We start from the raw sequence: 19,604 nt of genomic DNA on the forward strand, positions 1-19,604 counted from the left end.
TGAATGGCCTTCCTTGCACTCGGTATCAACCACAAGACTGCTTCCGTAGACGTCCGCGAGCGCGTGGCCTTTACTCCTGAGCAGCTGGTGGAGGCCCTGCAGCAGCTCTGCCGACTCACCGACAGCCGCGAAGCTGCGATCCTTTCCACCTGCAATCGCAGTGAACTGTATATAGAACAGGATCAGCTTTCGGCCGATATCGTGCTGCGCTGGCTGGCCGACTATCACCATTTAAGCTTCGAAGAGCTGCGCGCGAGCGCTTATGTGCATGAAGATGATGCGGCAGTTCGTCACATGATGCGCGTCGCCTCCGGGCTCGATTCGCTGGTGCTGGGCGAACCGCAGATTCTCGGCCAGATGAAATCGGCCTATGCCGTGGCCCGGGAGGCCGGCACCATCGGACCGCTGCTCGGGCGTTTGTTTCAGGCAACTTTCAACGCCGCCAAGCAGGTACGCACCGACACTGCCATTGGCGAAAACCCGGTGTCCGTGGCGTTTGCCGCCGTCAGCCTGGCCAAACAGATTTTCAGCGACCTGCAACGCAGCCAGGCGCTGCTGATCGGTGCCGGCGAGACCATCACCCTGGTCGCCCGTCATCTGCACGAGCTGGGGGTCAAGCGGATCGTGGTGGCCAACCGCACGCTGGAGCGCGCCAGCCTGCTGGCCGAGCAGTTCGGTGCCCACGCGGTGCTGCTGTCGGATATCCCGGCTGAACTGGTACGCAGTGATATCGTCATCAGTTCCACCGCCAGTCAGTTGCCGATCCTGGGCAAGGGCGCCGTGGAAAGCGCACTCAAGCAGCGCAAGCACAAACCGATCTTCATGGTCGACATTGCCGTTCCCCGGGACATCGAACCGGAAGTCGGCGAGCTCGACGACGTTTACCTCTACAGCGTCGACGATCTGCACGAAGTGGTCGCCGAGAACCTCAAGAGCCGTCAGGGGGCTGCCCAGGCCGCCGAAGAAATGGTTTCGGTCGGTGCCGACGATTTCATGGTGCGTCTGCGCGAACTGGCCGCCGTCGATGTGCTCAAGGCCTATCGTCAGCAGAGCGAGCGCCTGCGTGACGAAGAGCTGCAAAAGGCCCTGCGTCTGCTGGCCAACGGCGGCAATGCCGAAGATGTGCTGAGCCAGTTGGCCCGTGGCCTGACCAATAAACTCCTGCACGCACCGAGCGTACAGTTGAAAAAGCTTTCTGCCGAAGGCCGCCTCGATGCGCTGGCCATGGCCCAGGAACTCTTTGCCCTTGAGGGCTCACCGGACAGCTTTTCGGATAAAAAACCGCAATGAAAGCGTCACTGCTCAATAAGCTGGATATCCTCCAGGACCGTTTCGAGGAACTGACGGCGCTGCTTGGCGACGCCGAAGTCATTTCCGACCAGACCAAATTCCGCGCCTATTCCAAGGAGTACGCCGAAGTCGAGCCGGTTGTCGAAACCTATAAACAGCTGCTCAAGGCACAGGCCGATCTGGAGGGCGCCCAGGCGCTGCTCAAGGACGGCGACCCGGACATGCGCGAAATGGCCGTGGAAGAAGTCCGCGAAACCAAAGAGCAACTCATCGAACTGGAAGCCACGTTGCAGCGCATGCTGCTGCCCAAGGATCCCAACGACGGACGCAACGTGTTCCTCGAAATCCGCGCCGGCACCGGTGGCGACGAGGCGGCAATCTTCTCCGGCGACCTGTTCCGCATGTACTCGCGCTATGCCGAAAAACGCGGCTGGCGGGTGGAAATCCTTTCGGAAAACGAAGGCGAGCACGGCGGCTATAAAGAGGTCATCGCCCGGGTCGAGGGCGACAACGTCTACGGCAAGCTGAAGTTCGAGTCCGGCGCCCACCGCGTACAGCGCGTGCCCGCCACCGAATCCCAGGGCCGAATTCACACCTCGGCCTGCACCGTGGCCGTGTTGCCGGAGCCGGACGAGCAGGAAGCGATCGAGATCAACCCGGCGGACTTGCGCGTCGATACTTATCGCTCCTCCGGGGCCGGTGGTCAGCACGTCAACAAGACCGACTCGGCGATCCGTATCACTCACTTGCCGACCGGCATCGTGGTCGAGTGCCAGGAAGAGCGTTCCCAGCACAAGAACCGTGCACGGGCGATGGCCTGGCTGTCGGCCAAGCTCAACGACCAGCAGACCGCAGCAGCGGCGAGCGCCATCGCCAGCGAGCGTAAATTGCTGGTGGGTTCCGGTGACCGCTCCGAGCGTATTCGTACTTACAACTTCGCCCAGGGCCGGGTCACCGACCACCGCGTCAACCTGACCCTGTATTCCCTGGACGAAATCCTCGCAGGCGGCGTCGAAGCAGTGATCGAGCCGTTGCTGGCCGAATACCAGGCCGACCAACTGGCAGCGATAGGTGAGTAAATGACCATCATCGCCAGCCTGTTGCGCGCCGCCGAACTGCCGGACTCGCCCACTGCGCGCCTGGATGCCGAACTGCTTCTCGCCGCGGCGCTGGGCAAACCCCGCAGCTTTCTCCACACCTGGCCCGAACGCATCGTGCCGAGCGAAGCCGTGTTGGTCTTCGCCGAATACCTGCAGCGTCGTCGCAGTGGCGAGCCGGTGGCCTATATTCTCGGCCAGCAGGGTTTCTGGAAGCTCGATCTGGAAGTCGCGCCGCACACGTTGATTCCGCGCCCGGACACCGAATTGCTGGTGGAGGCCGCACTGGAACTGCTGCCGGCGACTGCGGCCAGGGTACTTGATCTGGGCACCGGCAGCGGGGCGATTGCCCTGGCCCTGGCCAGTGAGCGTCCGGCATGGAACGTCACCGCGGTGGATCGCGTACTGGAAGCCGTGGCCCTGGCCGAGCGCAACCGTCAACGTCTGCACTTGAACAACGCCAAAGTGCTCAGCAGTCACTGGTTCAGCGCCCTCGAAGGCAAGCGTTTCGAGCTGATCATCAGCAACCCGCCGTATATCCGTGCCGCCGACCCGCACCTGGTCGAAGGCGATGTGCGTTTCGAACCGGAAAGCGCCTTGGTGGCCGGTATCGACGGGCTCGACGATATACGCCTGATCATCGCTCAGGCGCCGGCCCATCTGGAGGCCGGTGGCTGGCTGATGCTCGAACACGGCTATGATCAAGCCGAAGCCGTGCGCGATCTGCTGCTGACGCAAGGTTTCGAAGAAGTCCACAGCCGCACCGATCTGGGCGGTCATCAACGGATCAGCCTGGGGCGCTTGCCGTGCTGAATGATCAGGAATTGTTGCGCTACAGTCGGCAGATTTTGCTGCAACACATCGACATCGATGGCCAGTTGAAGCTCAAGGACAGCCGCGTGCTGATCGTCGGCCTCGGTGGGCTCGGCGCTCCGGTTGCCTTGTATCTGGCAGCGGCGGGTGTGGGCGAGCTGCATCTGGCGGATTTCGATACGGTCGATCTGACCAACCTGCAACGCCAGATCATTCACGACACCGATACTGTCGGCATGACCAAGGTCGACTCGGCGCTCAAGCGTCTGGGCGCAATCAATCCTGACATTCGACTGGTGCCCCACCGTCAGGCGCTGGACGAGGACTCTCTCGCCGCCGCCGTGGCGGCGGTGGATCTGGTGCTCGACTGCTCGGACAACTTCTCCACCCGCGAAGCGGTCAACGCCGCGTGTGTAGCCGCGGGCAAACCGTTGGTCAGCGGCGCGGCGATCCGTCTTGAAGGACAACTGTCGGTGTTCGACCCGCGTCGGGCCGAGAGCCCGTGCTACCACTGTCTGTACGGCCACGGCAGCGAAGCCGAACTGACCTGCAGCGAGGCCGGCGTGGTCGGGCCGCTGGTCGGCCTGGTCGGCAGCCTGCAAGCGCTGGAAGCCTTGAAGCTGCTGGCGGGGTTCGGCGAGCCTCTGGTGGGCCGCCTGTTGTTGATCGATGCACTGGGCTCGCGCTTTCGTGAGTTGCGGGTCAAGCGTGATCCGGGATGCAGCGTCTGTGGCAAGCCGCATGCGTGAAGCGCCGATCGCCGTTTTCGATTCCGGCGTCGGCGGTCTGTCGGTGCTGGCGGAAATCCAGCGGCTGCTGCCCAATGAATCGCTGCTCTATCTCGGCGATTGCGGGCACATTCCCTATGGCGAGAAGTCTCCGGAGTTCATCCGCCAGCGCTGCAATGTGATGGCCGGTTTTTTCCGCGAGCAGGGCGCCAAGGCGCTGGTGATCGCCTGCAATACCGCGACCGTGGCCGGCGTCGCCGACCTGCGGCGTGATTTCCCCGATTGGCCGATTGTCGGCATGGAGCCGGCAGTCAAGCCGGCTGCCGCAGCGACGCGCAGTGGCGTGGTCGGCGTGCTCGCCACCACCGGCACCCTGCAGAGTGCGAAATTCGCGGCGTTGCTCGATCGGTTCGCCACCGATATCCGGGTCGTCACCCAGCCGTGCCCCGGGCTTGTGGAACTGATCGAAAGCGGTGACCTGCACAGCATCGCGCTGCAACAGCTGCTGCGCCGTTACGTCGAGCCTTTGTTGGCCGCAGGTTGCGACACGATCATTCTCGGCTGCACCCACTATCCATTTCTGAAGCCGATGCTCAAGACGATGCTTCCTGACGACATCAGTCTGATCGATACGGGCGCCGCCGTGGCCAGGCAGCTTCAGCGATTGTTGGCCGAGCGGGAGTTGCTCGCCGCCGGCCCGAGCCGGCCCGCGAAGTTCTGGACCAGTGCCGATCCACAGTCCATGAAAAACATTCTGCCGTTGCTGGGACAAACGCTTGGCGATGTGCAACGCTTCCACTTGTAAAAAGATTGTGAAATAACCCGAATATCGGGTGAACTTCTGTTTAAGCGCCGATTTCTATACCGCTGAGTTACCTAAAAACCAAACGATCGTTCCGGAAAAGGAAGTTTCAACGTGAAGCGACTATTCTGCTTGGCCGCGATTGCGGCTGCACTGATGGGGCAAAGTTTTACTGCACAGGCTGCTGGCGTCGAATTCGGGGTCGGCGCTACCAGCGATTCAACGATGACCTATCGCCTGGGGATGAATTTCGACTGGGACAAGAGCTGGCTGCAAAGTGATGTCGGTCGCCTGACCGGCTACTGGAGCGGTGCCTACACTTACTGGGAAGGTGACAAGACCTCCAGCAACAACAGCCTTTCGTTCTCGCCGGTTTTTGTTTACGAATTTGCCGGTCAGTCGGTCAAACCCTACGTCGAAGCAGGGATCGGAGTGGCGTTGTTCTCCAACACCCAGTACGAAGACAACAATATCGGTGGGGCCTTCCAGTTTGAAGACCGCATCGGTTTCGGCCTGCGATTCAACGGTGGGCATGAAGTCGGAATCCGGGCCACGCACTATTCCAACGCCGGTCTGAGCAGCAACAACGACGGTGTGGAAAGCTACTCGCTGCACTACACGTTGCCGTTGTAAATCCAATGAAAAAGGAGCGCCAGGCGCTCCTTTTTTGTATTCAACGATACGCCGTTGTTATCCCATGGCGTTCGTCGATGCACTCCGGCGCGCCCGTCTCGAATTCGCGACAGATCAGCGGGCGTTTGTCGTAGATGGTGCACATCATCGTGTCGCGATCCAGCGCGGCGCACCAGCCGTCGTCCAGGCGCAGCATCACTTCCCCGCCCCAATCATCGATATCGATATAGCGCTCGGGCACGCCGGTGTCGGTGATCAGCATGACTTCGAGCCGGCAACAGCAGGCTGCGCAAGTCGAGCAGGTGATGACGGGCTCTTCGACCGACAGGAGGGGAATGGTCTTCATGGGCGCAGTGTACGGCAGTGGTTCGCAAACGTGTGAAAGCGCTGACGGACGATGATTACGCCAGACGACGGGACACGTGATGCAGCAACGGGAACAGCAACGCCCACAACAGACCGATGCCAATCAGGGTCGGTAACTCGCCGTAGGGAAATTGCACACCGGCCAGCCGTCCGCCCGCGCAGTACGACAACGCACCACCAACGGCCCCGAGTGCGCTCGCCAGCCACCAGGGACGAGCGCTCCATTGCAGACAATGGCGCAACGTCGTGGCCAGCAGTGCCCACAACAGCATCAGCCACAGCGGAATCAGCGGCGACAGATCCTTGAACTCGAAGACCCCGAGGCTGCGCAGGCCACTGTCGACGGCGGTGCCGATAATCACCACGCTGAGAATCAGGCGACCTTCCGCCGCCCAACTGCTGACCCATCGCAGATGAATCACCAATACCGCCAGTGCCATCAGCAACCACAAGCTGTTGCCGCCGAGCACGCAGGCCAGCCAGCCAATCTGGAACAGCAGCGCATTGGCGATCCGCTCAGGCATCGAAGCGTCCAAGCAGTGGTGCCGGCATCGCCGCCGGTTTGGCCAGCAGCATTTGCGCGGTGCCGATGGTGCGTTCGAGGAATCCGCCCTCGCAGTAACACAGGTAAAACTCCCACAGCCGCAGGAAATAATCGTCGTAGCCCAATTCGCTCAGGCGACCGTGGGCGTGGCGAAAATTCTCGCGCCACAGGTTCAGGGTCCGGGCGTAGTGCAGGCCGAAATCTTCCATGTGCAGCAGGTTCATGTCGGTGTCGCGGCTGACGATTTCAAGCATCTTCTGCACACAGGGCAGGGCGCCACCGGGAAAGATATAGCGCTGGATGAAATCCACGCCGCGTCTGGCCTGCTCGTAGCGCTGCTCCCGGATGGTGATCGCTTGCAGCAGCATCAGGCCGTTGCTTTTGAGCAGGTGCGCGCATTGCTTGAAATAGGTGGGCAGGAAGCGATGGCCGACCGCCTCGATCATTTCGATCGACACCAGCTTGTCGTACTGGCCGGTGAGGTCGCGGTAGTCCTTGAGCAACAACGTCACCCGATCCTGCAGACCGAGGCTTTCAATGCGCCGGGCGGTGAAGGCGTATTGCTCTTTGGACAGCGTGGTCGTGGTGACTCTGCAGCCATAGTGCTGCGCGGCATACAGCGCCATGCTGCCCCACCCGGTGCCGATTTCCAGCAGGTGATCGTCGGGTTGCAGGGCAAGTTTGCGGCAGATCCGTTCCAGCTTGTTCAGTTGTGCCTGTTCCAGGCTGTCATCGGGACTGAGGAACTGCGCCGCCGAATACATCATGGTCGGGTCGAGAAACTGCTCGAACAGGTCATTGCCAAGATCGTAGTGCGCGGCGATGTTTTTCTGCGAACCCTTGCGCGTATTTCGATTGAGCCAATGCAGACCGCGCACCAGCAAACGGCCGATCGTCGCCAGTCCACCTTCCATGCCGTCCAGCACCTCAAGGTTGCTGACGAAGACGCGCACCACGGCGGTCAGGTCCGGTGAACTCCAGTAGCCGTGAATGAACGCTTCCCCAGCGCCGATCGAACCGTTGCCCGCGACCATGCCCCAGGCCGCCGCGTCGAGGACATGAATCTCGCCCACCAGTGCGCTGCCCGGCGTACCGAAGACCTGGCGCTCGCCGTCTTCGATCAGCACCAGTTGCCCCTGCTTGAGCTGTGCGAGTTGACGCAGAACACCACGGCGCAGCAGCGAACCGGTGATGCCTTGTGTACTGAACGGAAAGGTTCTGGCTGAAACGCTAGAGGATTTCATGACGGTGCTCCTCGGGAGAGACTGTGGCGGTTCGAAAGCCATCGTCGGCCTTGCGATGGGGAAACAGCGGGGTGCGCTTGAGCAGCAATCGCAGGGCTTGCCAATAGATCGCGAGAACGGTCTTGGCGGTCATCCAGGGAAATCGCCACAGATGCCGGTGCAGGTTGTGTCGATCAATGGGTTCGCGTTTCAGGACGAGCGTGGCATCGAACAGTTTGTGTTCGCCCTGCCAGTCCGCCATGTGCACGCCAAGGGTTTGCGCGGCGGGGCTGAAGCTCATGCGGTATTCAACATCTGGTGGCAGGAACGGCGACACATGAAACGCCTTGGCCACGGCAAAGTGCTGATGGAAGTCGCACACGCTGGTCGGTGTTCGCGCCGGCAGCACATAGTGATAACGCTCGCGCCACGGCGTGTTGCTGACTTCGCAGAGAATCGCCGCCAGTTGCCCGTCGGCCTCGTGGCAATAAAAGAAACTCACGGGGTTGAATGCCAGGCCCCAACTGCGCGGTTGGGTCAGCAGACAGATCGCGCCCTGCGGTTCATGACCGAGAGCCGCCCCCACTTGCAAACGCACGGCATCGATCAGGCGAACACCGCGACCGGTGAAGGTCTTGAGGTAGTCGCTCTCGCGAAACGAAAACGGTGCCAGGCGGCTTTTGCCGGCCAGCGGCGACAGGTTCAGCACGGCGTCCTGTTCGGTCAGATCGAGATAGAGCAACCCGATCCGGTAGCGGAACTCATGACGGCGTGGGGCGAAGCGCCGATGGGCGATCCATCCGCTGTAGAGCGCGCTGTTCACAGGCTTTCTCCGAACGCGGCGGCGACACGCAGAGCACTGACCACGCCGTCTTCATGAAAACCGTTGGCCCAGTAGGCGCCGCAGTAGTGGGTGTGTTGCACACCATCCAGTTCGGCCCAGCGCCGTTGGGCCGCCACAGCTGCGAGGCTGTATTGCGGGTGGGCGTAGGTGAAGCGGCCAAGCACTTTGGATGGGCTGATCCCGGCGCTCTGGTTAAGGCTGACGCAGAATGTGGTGTCGCTCTGGATGCCCTGCAGAATGTTCATGTCGTAGGTCACGGTCGCCTGGGTGTGGCCGGCTCCACCGAGGCGGTAGTTCCAGCTGGCCCAGGCCCGTTTGCGTGTCGGCAGCAGGCGGGTGTCCGTATGCAACACCACTTCATTGTCGGCATAAGGCAGTGCGCCGAGAATCTCTCTTTCTGCATGGCCGGGACTGCCCAGCAGTCGCAACGCCTGATCGCTGTGACAGGCCAGCACGACCTTGTCGAAATGTTCGATGCCCGCAGGGCTGTGAATCATCACGCCATGTTCGTTGCGGTCGATGCGGGTGACCGGGCAATTCAAGCGAATCCGATCTTTGAATGGCGCGATCAGCGGTGCAATGTAGGCACTGGAACCACCCTCGATCACCCGCCATTGCGGGCGATTGTTGACCGACAACAAACCGTGGTTTTCGAAGAAACGCACGAAGAACTGCAACGGAAAATTCAGCATCTCGGCCATCGGCATCGACCAGATCGCCGCACCCATCGGCACGATGTAGTGCAGGATGAAGCGCTCGCCGTAGCCGCCGGCCTTGAGGTAGTCGTCCAGCGTGGTGTCGCCGCTGATCCGCTGTTCGGCGAGGTCTCGCCGGGCTTGTTTGTTGAAGCGCAGGATGTCGCGCAGCATGCCCCAGAAACCTGGCGAAAACAGGTTGCGGCGCTGAGCGAACAAGCTGTCGAGGTTGTTGCCGTTGTATTCCAGGCCGGTATCGGGGTCGGTTACCGAGAAACTCATCTCGGTGGGTCGGCTGCTGACACCCAATTGGCCGAGCAGGCGAATGAAGTTCGGATACGTCCAGTCGTTGAACACGATGAAGCCGGTGTCGATCGCGTAATCAGAGCCATCAACGGTTACGTTTACCGTGTGCGTATGGCCGCCGATCCGGTCGTCGGCCTCGAACACCGTGACGTCATGCCGGCGACCGAGCAGGTAGGCGCAGGTCAGACCTGCGATCCCGCTGCCGACGATGGCGATGTTCACGTCGCATCCCGCAAGGGCGGCGTGCTGCGCACCATGCGCTTGCCGATCGCCAGTTGCACACGCGCAGGCATTTTCGACAGCGGCCAGAGTGCGGCCATGAACAGTGCCGGAAAAGCAATTTCCAGAGGCCGTTCCTTGAGTCTGCCAAGGATATGGTTCGCCGCCTTTTCCGCCGGCCAGCTCAATGGCATCGGGAAGTCGTTTTTCGCCGTCAGCGGCGTTTCGACAAAACCGGGGCTGATGACGGTAACTTCTATGCCCTCGTCCGCCAGATCGATGCGCAATGACTCGAACAGGTAACGCAGTCCGGCCTTCGACGCGCCGTAGGCCTCGGCGCGGGGCAGCGGCACGTAGGTGACGGAGCTGGCCATGCCCACCAGATGCGGCGCGGTTCCTTTGCGCAGCAGGGGCAGGGCGGCTTCGATGCAATAACTGCTGGCCAGCAGGTTGGTGCGCACTACGTGTTCGACGATCGAGGCATCGAACTGTCTGGCGTCGACGTATTCGCAGGTGCCCGCGTTGAGGATCACCGTGTCCAGCGAGCCCCAGGCCTGCGAGATCTGTTCACCGATTTCCCTTACGGTCTGGCTGTTGGTGAGATCCCCGGCCACCACCAGCACTTGTCCCGGATAACGCTGTGACAATTCTTTGAGTGTTGCGACATCGCGGGAACTGACCGCCAGGTGCGCACCGGTTTTCAGAATTTCGTCGGCCAGTGCCGCACCGATGCCACTGCTGGCGCCGGTCAGCCAGTAACGGCGTGGAGTTGAAAGATTCATCCCAGTCTCCTTTTCAGCCAGGTGATCACCCGGCCCAATATGGGTAAATGTTCGTAAAGCAGCGCCCCGGCATCGAAGTAATCCCGGTGGCGATAAACCTTGTCCCGCCAGAGCAGGTGCGAGCAGCCTGTGACCCGGATCAACCGTCCGCCGGCCAGACGCGGGTGGCGGTAACTCATGACCCAGCGCAGATAGCCTTCGCAGTCGCCGATCTGGTCAAAGCCGTGAAAGTCGAAGCGCAGTTCGCTGACGTTGGCGTACAACTCATTGAAGTAGTCGCGCAATTGCGTCAATCCCTGTACCTCGTGCAACGGGTCGGTGAAATGAATGTCCTCGCTGTAAAGCGCTTCCAGAGTGTGCAGGTTGTCCTTGTTCAGTTGCGCAAACTGGCGGGCGAAACGGCGCAGAAATTCACTCATGGCCTTCTCCGGTAGACGCAAGGGAGGGCAGATTCTTGAACGCTGTCAGCGCCCGCTCCCGTGAAGTGCTCAGGTTGACGATCGGCGATGGATAGTCCGCGACACCGAACAGCCCGCCGGCACTGGCCGGGTCGTGCACTTCTTTTTTGTTCAGCCCGGCCAGTTCGGGCAGCCAGTGCTTGATGAACAGGCCTTCGCTGTCGAACTTTTCCGACTGGCTGATCGGGTTGAAAATCCGGAAGTAGGGTGCCGCGTCGGTACCGGTCGATGCGCTCCACTGCCAGCCACCGTTGTTCGCCGCCAGATCGCCGTCGATCAGATGACGCATGAAAAAGCGTTCGCCTTCGCGCCAGTCGATCAGCAGGTTTTTGGTCAGGAACATCGCTACGACCATCCGCAGGCGATTGTGCATCCAGCCGGTTTCGAGCAATTGACGCATGGCCGCGTCGATGATCGGCACGCCGGTGCGCGCCTCCTGCCAGGCTGCGAGTTCCTGCGGCGCATCGCGCCAGGCCAGGGCTTCGGTTTCCGGGCGGAACGCGCGATGCCGGGAAACCCTCGGATAACCGACCAGGATGTGTTTGTAGAACTCGCGCCAAAGGAGTTCGTTGATCCAGGTGACAGCGCCGACCTTGCCGCTCTCGAATTCGCCCTGATTGCTTTGCAGCGCGGCATGCAGGCTCTGACGCGGCGAGATCACGCCTGCCGCGAGATAGGCCGAGAGCTGGCTGGTGCCGGGTTTGGCCGGAAAGTCGCGCTCGCTTTTGTAGTAGTCGATCTGCTCATCAATGAAAGTGTCGAGCCGGCGTCGGGCCTCGGCTTCGCCGGCGGGCCACAGATCCCGCAAGGATTGTGACGGTGCCGGGAACCCCTTGATGGCATCGGGTACCGCATCACTTTTCAACGCCAGTGGCGCCTGGGCCGACGGAGCCTTTATCAGCCCCGGTATCGAGTGATGCAGACCTTCATAACAGACCTTGCGGAACTGGCTGAACACTTGAAAGTAGCTGCCGGTCTTGGTCAGGACACTGCCGGGTTTGAAGAGCAACTGATCGAGATAGCTTTGAAATGCGATCCCCTCGGCCTTCAATGCCTTGGCAACGGCAGCATCGCGGCGGCTTTCGTGGACGCCGTATTCCTCATTCACATGAACGGCTTCGACCCGCAGTTGCCGGCACAGCTCAAGCAGTACTGCCGGGGCCTGATCCCAGCGCGGGGCGCTGCGTATCAGCAGCGGGATGTTCAGTTTGCCGAGGCTTTTGCTCAGTGCCTGCAGGTTGCGCAGCCAGAAATCGACCTTGCACGGTGCATCGTCATGTGCCTGCCATTGTTCGGGGCTCAACAGGTAAACGCCCACGGTCGGACCACGCTCGGCGGCGGCCGTCAGGGCGGTGTTGTCATGTTGGCGCAGATCGCTGCGCAGCCAGATCAATTGCATGGTGTTCTCGGCCCGAATCATCAAATCCACCCACGCTGAAGGAGTGCCCGATGAGCCGACAAGGGATCTTCGGCCAAGTGCAGATCAGCGATCTCGGTGGTTCTTGTGGACAACTCGGCGTGGTGGATACACACCGTGGGTCCGGCAATCATTTTTGGGCAGTCGATGCCGTTCAACAGTTTTGGCAACTGCCCGAAATTCATGGCTTTGCTGGAGTACAGCAGGACGCCGCGGGCTTGCAGGTGATCGACGGTCAGCGCCAGCTCCCCCGCCGGCAACGGCCAGTCGAACACCTGCACCGGGCAATCGGCGCTGCTGATCAGCCAGGCGCAGAGCCACAGGTGTGGCTCAAGCAACAGATCCGACTGATTGACCAGCAGCAGCGGTGCGCCGCGCAATTGACGATTGTTATGGTAGATGCGTGCGCCGAATTTGCTACGCAGCCAGGAGTAAAAAAACACCCGCTCCATCTGCGCGCCGAACTGGCCTTGCCAGCGCTGTTCGAGTTCCGCCAGCAATGGCATCAGCAATTGCTCGCACAAGGTACGTGGTGGATACAGCGCCATGGCCTGATTGATGCTGTCGTCGAGGTTGCGTTCATTCAACCGGGTGATCGCCAGCAAGGCGGCCTGGCGCAGGGGCTGCCATTCATTTTCCGGCGGCTCATCGATGACCTGGGCAGTGTCGAGCAACGGTTTGACCTGACTGACCGCCACGCCACGGTTGAGCCAGGTGAGGATGTTCTGGATGCGCTGTACATGTTCGGTCGAATACAGGCGATGCCCCTTGGGGGTACGCTGGGGCACGATCAGTCCGTAGCGGCGCTCCCAGGCACGCAGGGTGATCGCATTGACGCCGGTCTGGCGCGCGACTTCGCGGATCGGCAACCAGCCCTCGTCGAGGGCTTTCTTGAAGTCGGCGCCGAGGTCTTCACGGGCGCTGCTGTCGGGTGTGTCGTTCATTAAATGGCGTTTCGCAGGCTGAGGTTTTCCGGGTGCGGTTGCAGGTAAACCTGTTGCGCGATGTACGGATCCGGGTGTTGACGAAAGTGATGCTTGAGCAGCGTCAGCGGCACCACCAGCGGCACGATCCCGTGGCGGTACTGGCCGATGACGTGCTGCATTTCCTGCTTGTCTTCGGCGCTGATGGTTCGTTTCAGGTAGCCGCTGATGTGCTGCAACACGTTGCTGTGGGTGCGGCGCGTAGCGCAGGTGGAGAGCGCCGTCATCAACTGGCTGAAATAGCGCGGGCCGATTTCCACGGGATCGTTCCGGCCCATGTTGCCCAGCAGATTGCCCAGCGCCTTGTATTGCACCGGGTTGTGAGCCATCAGCAGGTACTTGTAGCGGGAGTGGAAATCGGTGAGGGCGCGGCGGCTCAAGCCTTGCCGGAGCACTTGTTGCCAGTCGCTGTAGGCGAACACCCGGGTGATGAAATTTTCCCGCAGGACCGGATCGTTCAGGCGCCCGGCTTCTTCCACGGGAAGGTCCGGATGCCGGTCACAGAATGCCCGGGCGTAGATCCCGCGCCCGCTGCCGATCGGTGAACCGTTGGGGTGGTAGACCTTGACCCGTTCCAGTCCGCACGAGGGTGATTGCTGCATGAAAATGTAGCCGCAGATGTCATTGAGCTCATCGGCCATTTTCTCGCCGTAGACGGCCAGTTCATCGGTGACGTCGGTCTTTTGATGGACAGTGCCGAGCGCCCGGGGATGATCAGGGTCGCCTACCAGACGAATCGGTTCGCGGGGAATGCCCAGACCGATCGCGACTTCCGGACACACCGGGACGAAATCGAAATATTCAGTGAGTGTGTGGGTGCACAGGCGCGATTCCTTGTGTCCGCCGTTGTAGCGCACTTCGGCCCCCATCAGGCAGGCGCTGATGGCGATTTTCGGTGGGGAAGCATCGGACATGAAGACACCTCGAATCTAAATTTGTACAGAGGATCATTTCTGTACAACTCTCCATCAGCATAGATTCGTGGGTGTACAAGTCAAATTATTTGTACAAGAAAATGTCGAAACTATCGCCAGCCCATTCTCCAGTGGCGGTCATCCTGCAGGGCATGCCAGTCCATTTGTTCGCAGCGCCGAGTCAGCACGGCCTGCAACTCGACTTCCTGCACCACGCCGTCTTCGTCGCGATGCAGTTCGGTCACCAGAAAATGTTTCTCGCGATTTTGCGGGAGGGCTGCTGTCCATTTCGACAGCAGCAACTTGCTCGGATTGATGCGGTTCATTGCAGGTGTTCGTGCAGGCGACGTGCAGCTTCCTGGCCGCTGAGCCAGGCCCCTTCGACCCTTCCTGACAGGCACCAGTCACCGCAGGCGTAAAGTCCAAGGTCGGCATCCGCCAGCGTGCCCCATTCATGGCTGGTGGCCGGGCGGGCATAGAGCCAGCGGTGAGCAAGGCTGAAAGTCGGTGCCGGCATCGCGCTGTGCAGCAGCTCGGCGAAGGCGCCGTGCAAGTGCTCGATGACCGCTTCCCTGGACAGGTCGATGTGCTGGCGGCTCCAGGCACTGGTGGCATGCAGGACCCAGGTGTCGAGGGTATTGTCGCGTCCCGGCTTGCTGCGATTGCGGGCCAACCAGTCGAGCGCGCTGTCCTGCACGAAGCAGCCTTCGATCGGAGTGTCGAGCGGTTGGTCGAAGGCGAGAGCGACGGCCCAGGTCGGGTCCATCTTCACACCGGCAGCGGCCCCGGCCAGTTTCGGCGCAGCGGCCAGCAATGCGGTGGCCTGAGGCGCCGGGGTGGCGATCACCACGTGGCTGAACGGCCCGTGAGTGAAGCCCTCGGCATCTTGCAGGTGCCAGTGCTCTTCACCGCGATAGACCTCGGTGATCCGGCAGGCGAAGTGCACTTCCAGGCCGTCTAGCAGGCCACGGGTGATGGCGCTCATGCGTGGCGAGCCGACCCAGCGGGTCTGTTCGTCCGGTGACAGGTTCAGTTGTCCGCCATGAAAGGTGTAGAGCTGCGGTGCCCACTCGGCGACCCAGCCGTTGCTTTGCCAGCGCTGAACCTCGGTCACGAAGCGCCGGTCGCGGGCGGTGAAATATTGAGCGCCCATGTCCAGTGAGCCGGCATCGCTGCGCTTGCTCGACATGCGCCCGCCGCTGCCGCGGCTTTTATCGAACAACTGGACGGTGTGCCCGGTCTCTGTGAGTGCCTGGGCGGCGGAGAGTCCGGCGATGCCGGTACCGATGATTGCGATGGGTACAGTCATAGGGGCCTCGTTTACCTTTCTGTACAGACTACGCCGCGGATGAAACCTGTACAATTATGTTTTTTGGTATAACTTCCAGCGTTTTGGTTCTGACAGCTTGGCCTATTGTTAAACAATAGAACCTGTCTGATAGAAAAGATCCCTGCCTATAAAAATAGACTAGTGATCGAAGTAAAACGCCACGTGAGGAAGACGTCATGCACATATTGCTGACCGGCGGTACTGGATTGATCGGCCGCCAGCTTTGCCGGCACTGGTCGGGTCAAGGTCACCGGTTGACCGTGTGGAGCCGTCGTGCGGAAAAGGTCGCGACCCTCTGCGGCCCTCAAGTGCGTGGCATTGCGCGTCTGGAAGCGCTTGGCGACGAAGCGGTGGACGTGGTCGTCAACCTCGCCGGCGCGCCGATTGCCGACCGGCCATGGACTCACAGGCGCAAGGCGTTGCTGTGGAGCAGCCGGATCACCCTCACCGAGACGCTGCTGACGTGGCTGGAAAATCGCGGACAGAAACCGTCGCTGCTGATTTCGGGGTCGGCGGTGGGTTGGTACGGTGACGGTGGCGAGCGCGAATTGACCGAAGAGTCGCCGCCGGTGATCGACGATTTCGCCAGTCAGTTGTGCATCGCCTGGGAGGAAACCGCACAGCGTGCCGAAGCCATGGGTATTCGCGTGGTGCTGTTGCGGACAGGGCTGGTGCTGTCGGCCGAGGGCGGCTTTTTGTCGCGCCTGTTGCTGCCGTTCAAGCTCGGGCTGGGCGGGCCTTTGGGCAATGGTCGGCAGTGGATGCCGTGGATTCATATCGACGATCAAATCGCCCTGATTGATTTTCTTCTGCACCGTGATCAGGCGAGTGGTCCTTATAATGCGTGCGCGCCGAAACCTGTGCGCAATCGCGAATTTGCCAAGACGCTGGGCAGCGTGCTGCACCGCCCGGCGTTCATGCCAATGCCGGCCCTGGCCTTGAAGGTCGGGCTCGGCGAAATGTCACTGTTGTTGCTGGGTGGTCAACGGGCTATGCCGGCACGCTTGCTGGAAGCCGGATTCAGTTTCCGGTTCACGGATTTACGCGCGGCTCTGGACGATCTCTCCGGCCGCCTCTGAAATAGGACGTTGCATGACTGATCACGCCTTGCTTCTGGTCAACCTGGGTTCGCCGGCTTCCACTTCAGTGGCCGATGTGCGCAGTTACCTCAATCAATTTCTGATGGACCCGTACGTGATCGATCTGCCGTGGCCGGTGCGGCGTTTGCTGGTGTCGCTGATCCTGATCAAGCGCCCCGAACAGTCGGCCCATGCCTACGCCTCGATCTGGTGGGATGAAGGCTCGCCGCTGGTGGTGCTCAGCCGTCGCCTGCAACAGCAGATGAAGGCCCAGTGGACCCACGGCCCGGTGGAACTGGCCATGCGTTACGGCGAGCCATCCATTGAGACGGGCCTGCTGAAGCTGGTGGCGGCGGGACACAAACGCATCACCCTCGCGCCGCTTTATCCACAGTTCGCCGACAGCACCACCACCACCGTGATTGAAGAAGCCAAGCGGGTGGTGCGCGAGAAAAAACTCGATGTGCAATTGTCGGTGTTGCAGCCGTTCTACGATCAACCGGAATACCTTGATGCGCTGGTGGCGAGTGCCCGACCGCACCTGCAGCAGGATTACGATCATCTGCTGCTGAGTTTTCATGGCTTGCCGGAGCGGCATCTGACCAAGCTCGATCCGAAGGGCAATCATTGCTTGAGGGATGAAAATTGCTGCAAGAACGCCTCGGCTGCCGTATTGGCCACCTGTTATCGCGCGCAATGCCTACGTACGGCGGCATCGTTCGCTGATCGCATGGGACTGCCGGACGGCAAATGGTCGGTGTCGTTTCAGTCGCGGCTTGGCAAGGCGAAATGGATCGAGCCCTACACCGAAGCGCGGCTGGACGAGCTGGCCAAAAGCGGCGTGAAGAAGATTCTGGTGATGTGCCCGGCGTTTGTTGCCGATTGCATCGAGACCCTGGAAGAGATCGGCGATCGCGGCAAGGAACAGTTCCGCGAGGCGGGAGGAGAGGAGTTGGTGCTGGTGCCGTGCCTGAACGATGACCCGCAATGGGCAAAGGCATTGGCGACGTTGTGTGAGCGGGCGCCGTTGGCCCTCTGAAATCATGATCGTTCCCACATAACGTGGGAACGATCAACGATCAACGCTCAACGCTTCAGATCAGCGGCTCATCCGCCTTCTTGTGTTTCCAGCTGTCGTTACCCGGCAGGATCAGGTTCAGCGCAATCGCCACCACCGCGCACAGCGCGATGCCTTTGAGGCCGAAGTCGTCGGGGCCGTTACCGGTGCCGATCAGCACGCCACCGATGCCGAACACCAGGGTCACCGAAACGATCACCAGATTGCGCGCCTCGCCCAGATCGATCTTGTGGCGGATCAGGGTGTTCATCCCCACCGCCGCGATCGAACCGAACAGCAGGCACAGAATCCCGCCCATCACCGGCACCGGAATGCTTTGCAGCAGGGCGCCGAACTTGCCGATGAACGCCAGTGCGATGGCGAAGATCGCCGCCCAGGTCATGATTTTCGGGTTGTAGTTCTTGGTCAGCATCACTGCGCCAGTCACTTCGGCGTAGGTGGTGTTGGGCGGACCGCCGAACAGACCGGCCGCGGTGGTAGCAATACCGTCACCCAGCAGGGTGCGGTGCAGGCCCGGTTTCTTCAGGTAGTCGCGACCGGTCACACTGCCGACCGCAATCACGCCGCCGATGTGTTCGATGGCCGGAGCCAGCGCCACCGGGACGATGAACAGGATCGCCTGCCAGTTGAACTCCGGAGCGGTGAAGTTCGGCAGGGCGAACCACGGTGCCGCGGCAATTTTCGCGGTATCGACCACGCCAAAATAGAAGGACAGAGCAAAGCCCACCAGCACGCCGGAGATGATCGGCACCAGGCGGAAGATCCCCTTGCCGAATACCGCCACGATCAACGTGGTCAGCAGCGCCGGCATCGAGATCATCATCGCGGTCTGGTAATGAATCAGTTCCGAGCCGTCACCGGCCTTGCCCATCGCCATGTTCGCGGCAATCGGCGCCATGGCCAGGCCGATGGAAATGATCACGGGGCCGATCACGACCGGCGGCAGCAGGCGGTCGATGAACCCGGTGCCTTTGATTTTCACGGCCAGGCCGAGGAAGGTGTAGACGAAACCCGCTGCCATCACGCCGCCCATGGTCGCGGCGAGGCCGAACTGGCCCTTGGCGAGAATGATCGGGGTGATGAAGGCAAAGCTCGACGCCAGAAACACCGGCACCTGCCGCCCGGTGACAATCTGGAACAGGATCGTACCCAGACCTGCGGTGAACAGCGCCACGTTCGGGTCAAGGCCGGTGATCAGCGGCATCAGCACCAGAGCGCCGAACGCCACGAACAGCATCTGCGCGCCCGACAGCACCGTGCGCCAGAGCGGATCGTTGAACTCATCCTGCATGGTTACGAGTCCTTCTGCTTGGTGCCGAAGATCTTGTCACCGGCATCGCCAAGCCCAGGAATGATGTAACCGTGCTCGTTGAGTTTCTGATCGATGGACGCGGTGTAGATGATCACGTCCGGGTGGGCCTGTTCGACGGCGGCGATACCTTCCGGCGCGGCCACCAGCACCATGGCGCGGATGTCCTTGCAACCGGCTTTCTTCAGCAGGTCGATGGTCGCGACCATGGAACTGCCTGTGGCGAGCATCGGGTCGATGATCATCGCCAGGCGTTCGTCGATTTCCGGAACCAGTTTTTCCAGGTAGGTGTGAGCCTGCAGGGTTTCTTCGTTGCGGGCAACACCGACGGCGCTGACCTTGGCGCCCGGGATCAGGCTGAGCACGCCTTCGAGCATGCCGATGCCGGCACGCAGGATCGGCACGACGGTAATTTTCTTGCCGGCGATTTTCTCGACCGACACAGTGCCGCACCAACCTTCGATATCGTAGGTTTCCAGCGGCAGGTCTTTGGTCGCTTCATAGGTCAACAGGGCACCGACTTCCTGAGCGAGCTCTCGGAAATTCTTGGTGCTGATATCTGCACGGCGCATAAGGCCAAGTTTGTGACGGATCAGCGGATGGCGGATCTCTTGGATGGACATGGGGAAAGGCTCCGGCGGCGGGCAAAAAAACCGGCCTAGATTAATCTATCCGAGGGTGATGTCCTATAGGA

The 19,604-nt window shown here is 61.1% G+C and carries 22 protein-coding genes; 8 read left to right on the forward strand and 14 right to left on the reverse strand.

Annotated elements, in window-relative coordinates:
* The first annotated feature begins 3 nt into the window (after positions 1-3).
* The 6 genes from hemA (at position 4) to ACK6BI_RS22735 (ending at position 5,363) form a co-directional block, all read left to right on the forward strand.
* A complete protein-coding gene (gene hemA, locus ACK6BI_RS22710) occupies positions 4-1,290 on the forward strand; it encodes a glutamyl-tRNA reductase (protein ID WP_260520989.1) in 1,287 nt (428 codons plus the stop codon).
* Positions 1,287-2,369 carry a peptide chain release factor 1 gene (gene prfA, locus ACK6BI_RS22715; protein ID WP_409318812.1) on the forward strand — a complete coding sequence of 361 codons (1,083 nt, stop codon included), beginning with the start codon at positions 1,287-1,289 and terminating at the stop codon, positions 2,367-2,369. Before hemA ends, prfA begins: the two co-directional genes overlap by 4 nt.
* The gene (gene prmC / locus ACK6BI_RS22720; RefSeq protein WP_409318813.1) at positions 2,370-3,200 is read left to right on the forward strand and encodes a peptide chain release factor N(5)-glutamine methyltransferase; all 831 of its coding nucleotides are present in this window, start codon (positions 2,370-2,372) and stop codon (positions 3,198-3,200) included.
* The gene (locus ACK6BI_RS22725; protein ID WP_409318814.1) at positions 3,194-3,949 is read left to right on the forward strand and encodes a molybdopterin-synthase adenylyltransferase MoeB; all 756 of its coding nucleotides are present in this window, start codon (positions 3,194-3,196) and stop codon (positions 3,947-3,949) included. The genes prmC and ACK6BI_RS22725 overlap by 7 nt, the downstream gene beginning before the upstream one ends.
* Positions 3,942-4,733, forward strand: coding sequence for a glutamate racemase (murI, locus tag ACK6BI_RS22730; protein ID WP_409318815.1), 792 nt, complete (start codon positions 3,942-3,944; stop codon positions 4,731-4,733). Before ACK6BI_RS22725 ends, murI begins: the two co-directional genes overlap by 8 nt.
* 111 nt (positions 4,734-4,844) lie before the next feature.
* Complete coding sequence (locus ACK6BI_RS22735) at positions 4,845-5,363, forward strand: acyloxyacyl hydrolase (RefSeq protein ID WP_409318816.1); 519 nt, start codon at positions 4,845-4,847, stop codon at positions 5,361-5,363.
* A 40-nt stretch (positions 5,364-5,403) separates the two neighbouring features.
* Here the strand turns inward: ACK6BI_RS22735 and ACK6BI_RS22740 are convergent, their stop codons facing one another.
* From ACK6BI_RS22740 to ACK6BI_RS22795, 12 genes are all read right to left on the reverse strand, one after another.
* Positions 5,404-5,709, reverse strand: a complete 306-nt coding sequence (locus tag ACK6BI_RS22740) for a YkgJ family cysteine cluster protein (RefSeq protein ID WP_409318817.1) — start codon at positions 5,707-5,709, stop codon at positions 5,404-5,406.
* A 55-nt stretch (positions 5,710-5,764) separates the two neighbouring features.
* Complete coding sequence (locus ACK6BI_RS22745) at positions 5,765-6,253, reverse strand: DUF2878 domain-containing protein (protein WP_409318818.1); 489 nt, start codon at positions 6,251-6,253, stop codon at positions 5,765-5,767.
* Positions 6,246-7,517 carry a class I SAM-dependent methyltransferase gene (locus ACK6BI_RS22750; protein ID WP_409318819.1) on the reverse strand — a complete coding sequence of 424 codons (1,272 nt, stop codon included), beginning with the start codon at positions 7,515-7,517 and terminating at the stop codon, positions 6,246-6,248. Before ACK6BI_RS22750 ends, ACK6BI_RS22745 begins: the two co-directional genes overlap by 8 nt.
* Positions 7,504-8,319, reverse strand: a complete 816-nt coding sequence (locus ACK6BI_RS22755; RefSeq protein WP_409318820.1) for a DUF1365 domain-containing protein — start codon at positions 8,317-8,319, stop codon at positions 7,504-7,506. Before ACK6BI_RS22755 ends, ACK6BI_RS22750 begins: the two co-directional genes overlap by 14 nt.
* Entirely contained in the window at positions 8,316-9,563 is a 1,248-nt protein-coding gene (locus ACK6BI_RS22760; RefSeq protein ID WP_409318821.1) for an NAD(P)/FAD-dependent oxidoreductase, read from the reverse strand. The genes ACK6BI_RS22755 and ACK6BI_RS22760 overlap by 4 nt, the downstream gene beginning before the upstream one ends.
* Positions 9,560-10,342 carry an SDR family NAD(P)-dependent oxidoreductase gene (locus tag ACK6BI_RS22765; protein ID WP_409318822.1) on the reverse strand — a complete coding sequence of 261 codons (783 nt, stop codon included), beginning with the start codon at positions 10,340-10,342 and terminating at the stop codon, positions 9,560-9,562. The genes ACK6BI_RS22760 and ACK6BI_RS22765 overlap by 4 nt, the downstream gene beginning before the upstream one ends.
* Positions 10,339-10,761 (reverse strand): nuclear transport factor 2 family protein, encoded by a 423-nt coding sequence (locus tag ACK6BI_RS22770; RefSeq protein ID WP_409318823.1) that lies wholly within the window; start codon positions 10,759-10,761, stop codon positions 10,339-10,341. Before ACK6BI_RS22770 ends, ACK6BI_RS22765 begins: the two co-directional genes overlap by 4 nt.
* The gene (gene phrB, locus ACK6BI_RS22775) at positions 10,754-12,199 is read right to left on the reverse strand and encodes a deoxyribodipyrimidine photo-lyase (RefSeq protein ID WP_409318824.1); all 1,446 of its coding nucleotides are present in this window, start codon (positions 12,197-12,199) and stop codon (positions 10,754-10,756) included. The genes ACK6BI_RS22770 and phrB overlap by 8 nt, the downstream gene beginning before the upstream one ends.
* Before the next feature lie 20 nt (positions 12,200-12,219).
* Positions 12,220-13,161, reverse strand: a complete 942-nt coding sequence (locus ACK6BI_RS22780) for a MerR family transcriptional regulator (RefSeq protein WP_409318825.1) — start codon at positions 13,159-13,161, stop codon at positions 12,220-12,222.
* The gene (locus tag ACK6BI_RS22785) at positions 13,161-14,114 is read right to left on the reverse strand and encodes a YbgA family protein (RefSeq protein ID WP_409318826.1); all 954 of its coding nucleotides are present in this window, start codon (positions 14,112-14,114) and stop codon (positions 13,161-13,163) included. Before ACK6BI_RS22785 ends, ACK6BI_RS22780 begins: the two co-directional genes overlap by 1 nt.
* A 110-nt stretch (positions 14,115-14,224) precedes the next feature.
* Positions 14,225-14,440, reverse strand: coding sequence for a TIGR02450 family Trp-rich protein (locus tag ACK6BI_RS22790; RefSeq protein WP_409318827.1), 216 nt, complete (start codon positions 14,438-14,440; stop codon positions 14,225-14,227).
* On the reverse strand, positions 14,437-15,423 hold the full coding sequence (locus ACK6BI_RS22795) for an NAD(P)/FAD-dependent oxidoreductase (RefSeq protein ID WP_409318828.1): 987 nt from the start codon (positions 15,421-15,423) through the stop codon (positions 14,437-14,439). The genes ACK6BI_RS22790 and ACK6BI_RS22795 overlap by 4 nt, the downstream gene beginning before the upstream one ends.
* 197 nt (positions 15,424-15,620) lie before the next feature.
* Here ACK6BI_RS22795 and ACK6BI_RS22800 point away from each other — a divergent pair, with 197 nt between their 5' ends.
* Entirely contained in the window at positions 15,621-16,523 is a 903-nt protein-coding gene (locus ACK6BI_RS22800; protein WP_409318829.1) for a TIGR01777 family oxidoreductase, read from the forward strand.
* Positions 16,524-16,536: 13 nt separating this feature from the next.
* Positions 16,537-17,562: a ferrochelatase gene (gene hemH, locus ACK6BI_RS22805; RefSeq protein ID WP_409318830.1), complete on the forward strand. Its 1,026-nt coding sequence runs from the start codon at positions 16,537-16,539 to the stop codon at positions 17,560-17,562.
* Positions 17,563-17,617: 55 nt separating this feature from the next.
* Here hemH and ACK6BI_RS22810 read toward each other — a convergent pair whose 3' ends face one another.
* Both ACK6BI_RS22810 and upp read right to left on the reverse strand, forming a co-directional pair.
* Entirely contained in the window at positions 17,618-18,892 is a 1,275-nt protein-coding gene (locus tag ACK6BI_RS22810) for a uracil-xanthine permease family protein (protein WP_065261221.1), read from the reverse strand.
* A gap of 2 nt (positions 18,893-18,894) precedes the next feature.
* A complete protein-coding gene (gene upp, locus ACK6BI_RS22815) occupies positions 18,895-19,533 on the reverse strand; it encodes a uracil phosphoribosyltransferase (protein WP_260520969.1) in 639 nt (212 codons plus the stop codon).
* Between the last annotated feature and the right edge of the window lie 71 nt (positions 19,534-19,604).

It is taken from the genome of Pseudomonas sp. KCJK9016 (assembly GCF_046231795.1).
Classification (GTDB): Bacteria; Pseudomonadota; Gammaproteobacteria; order Pseudomonadales; family Pseudomonadaceae; genus Aquipseudomonas; species Aquipseudomonas bananamidigenes.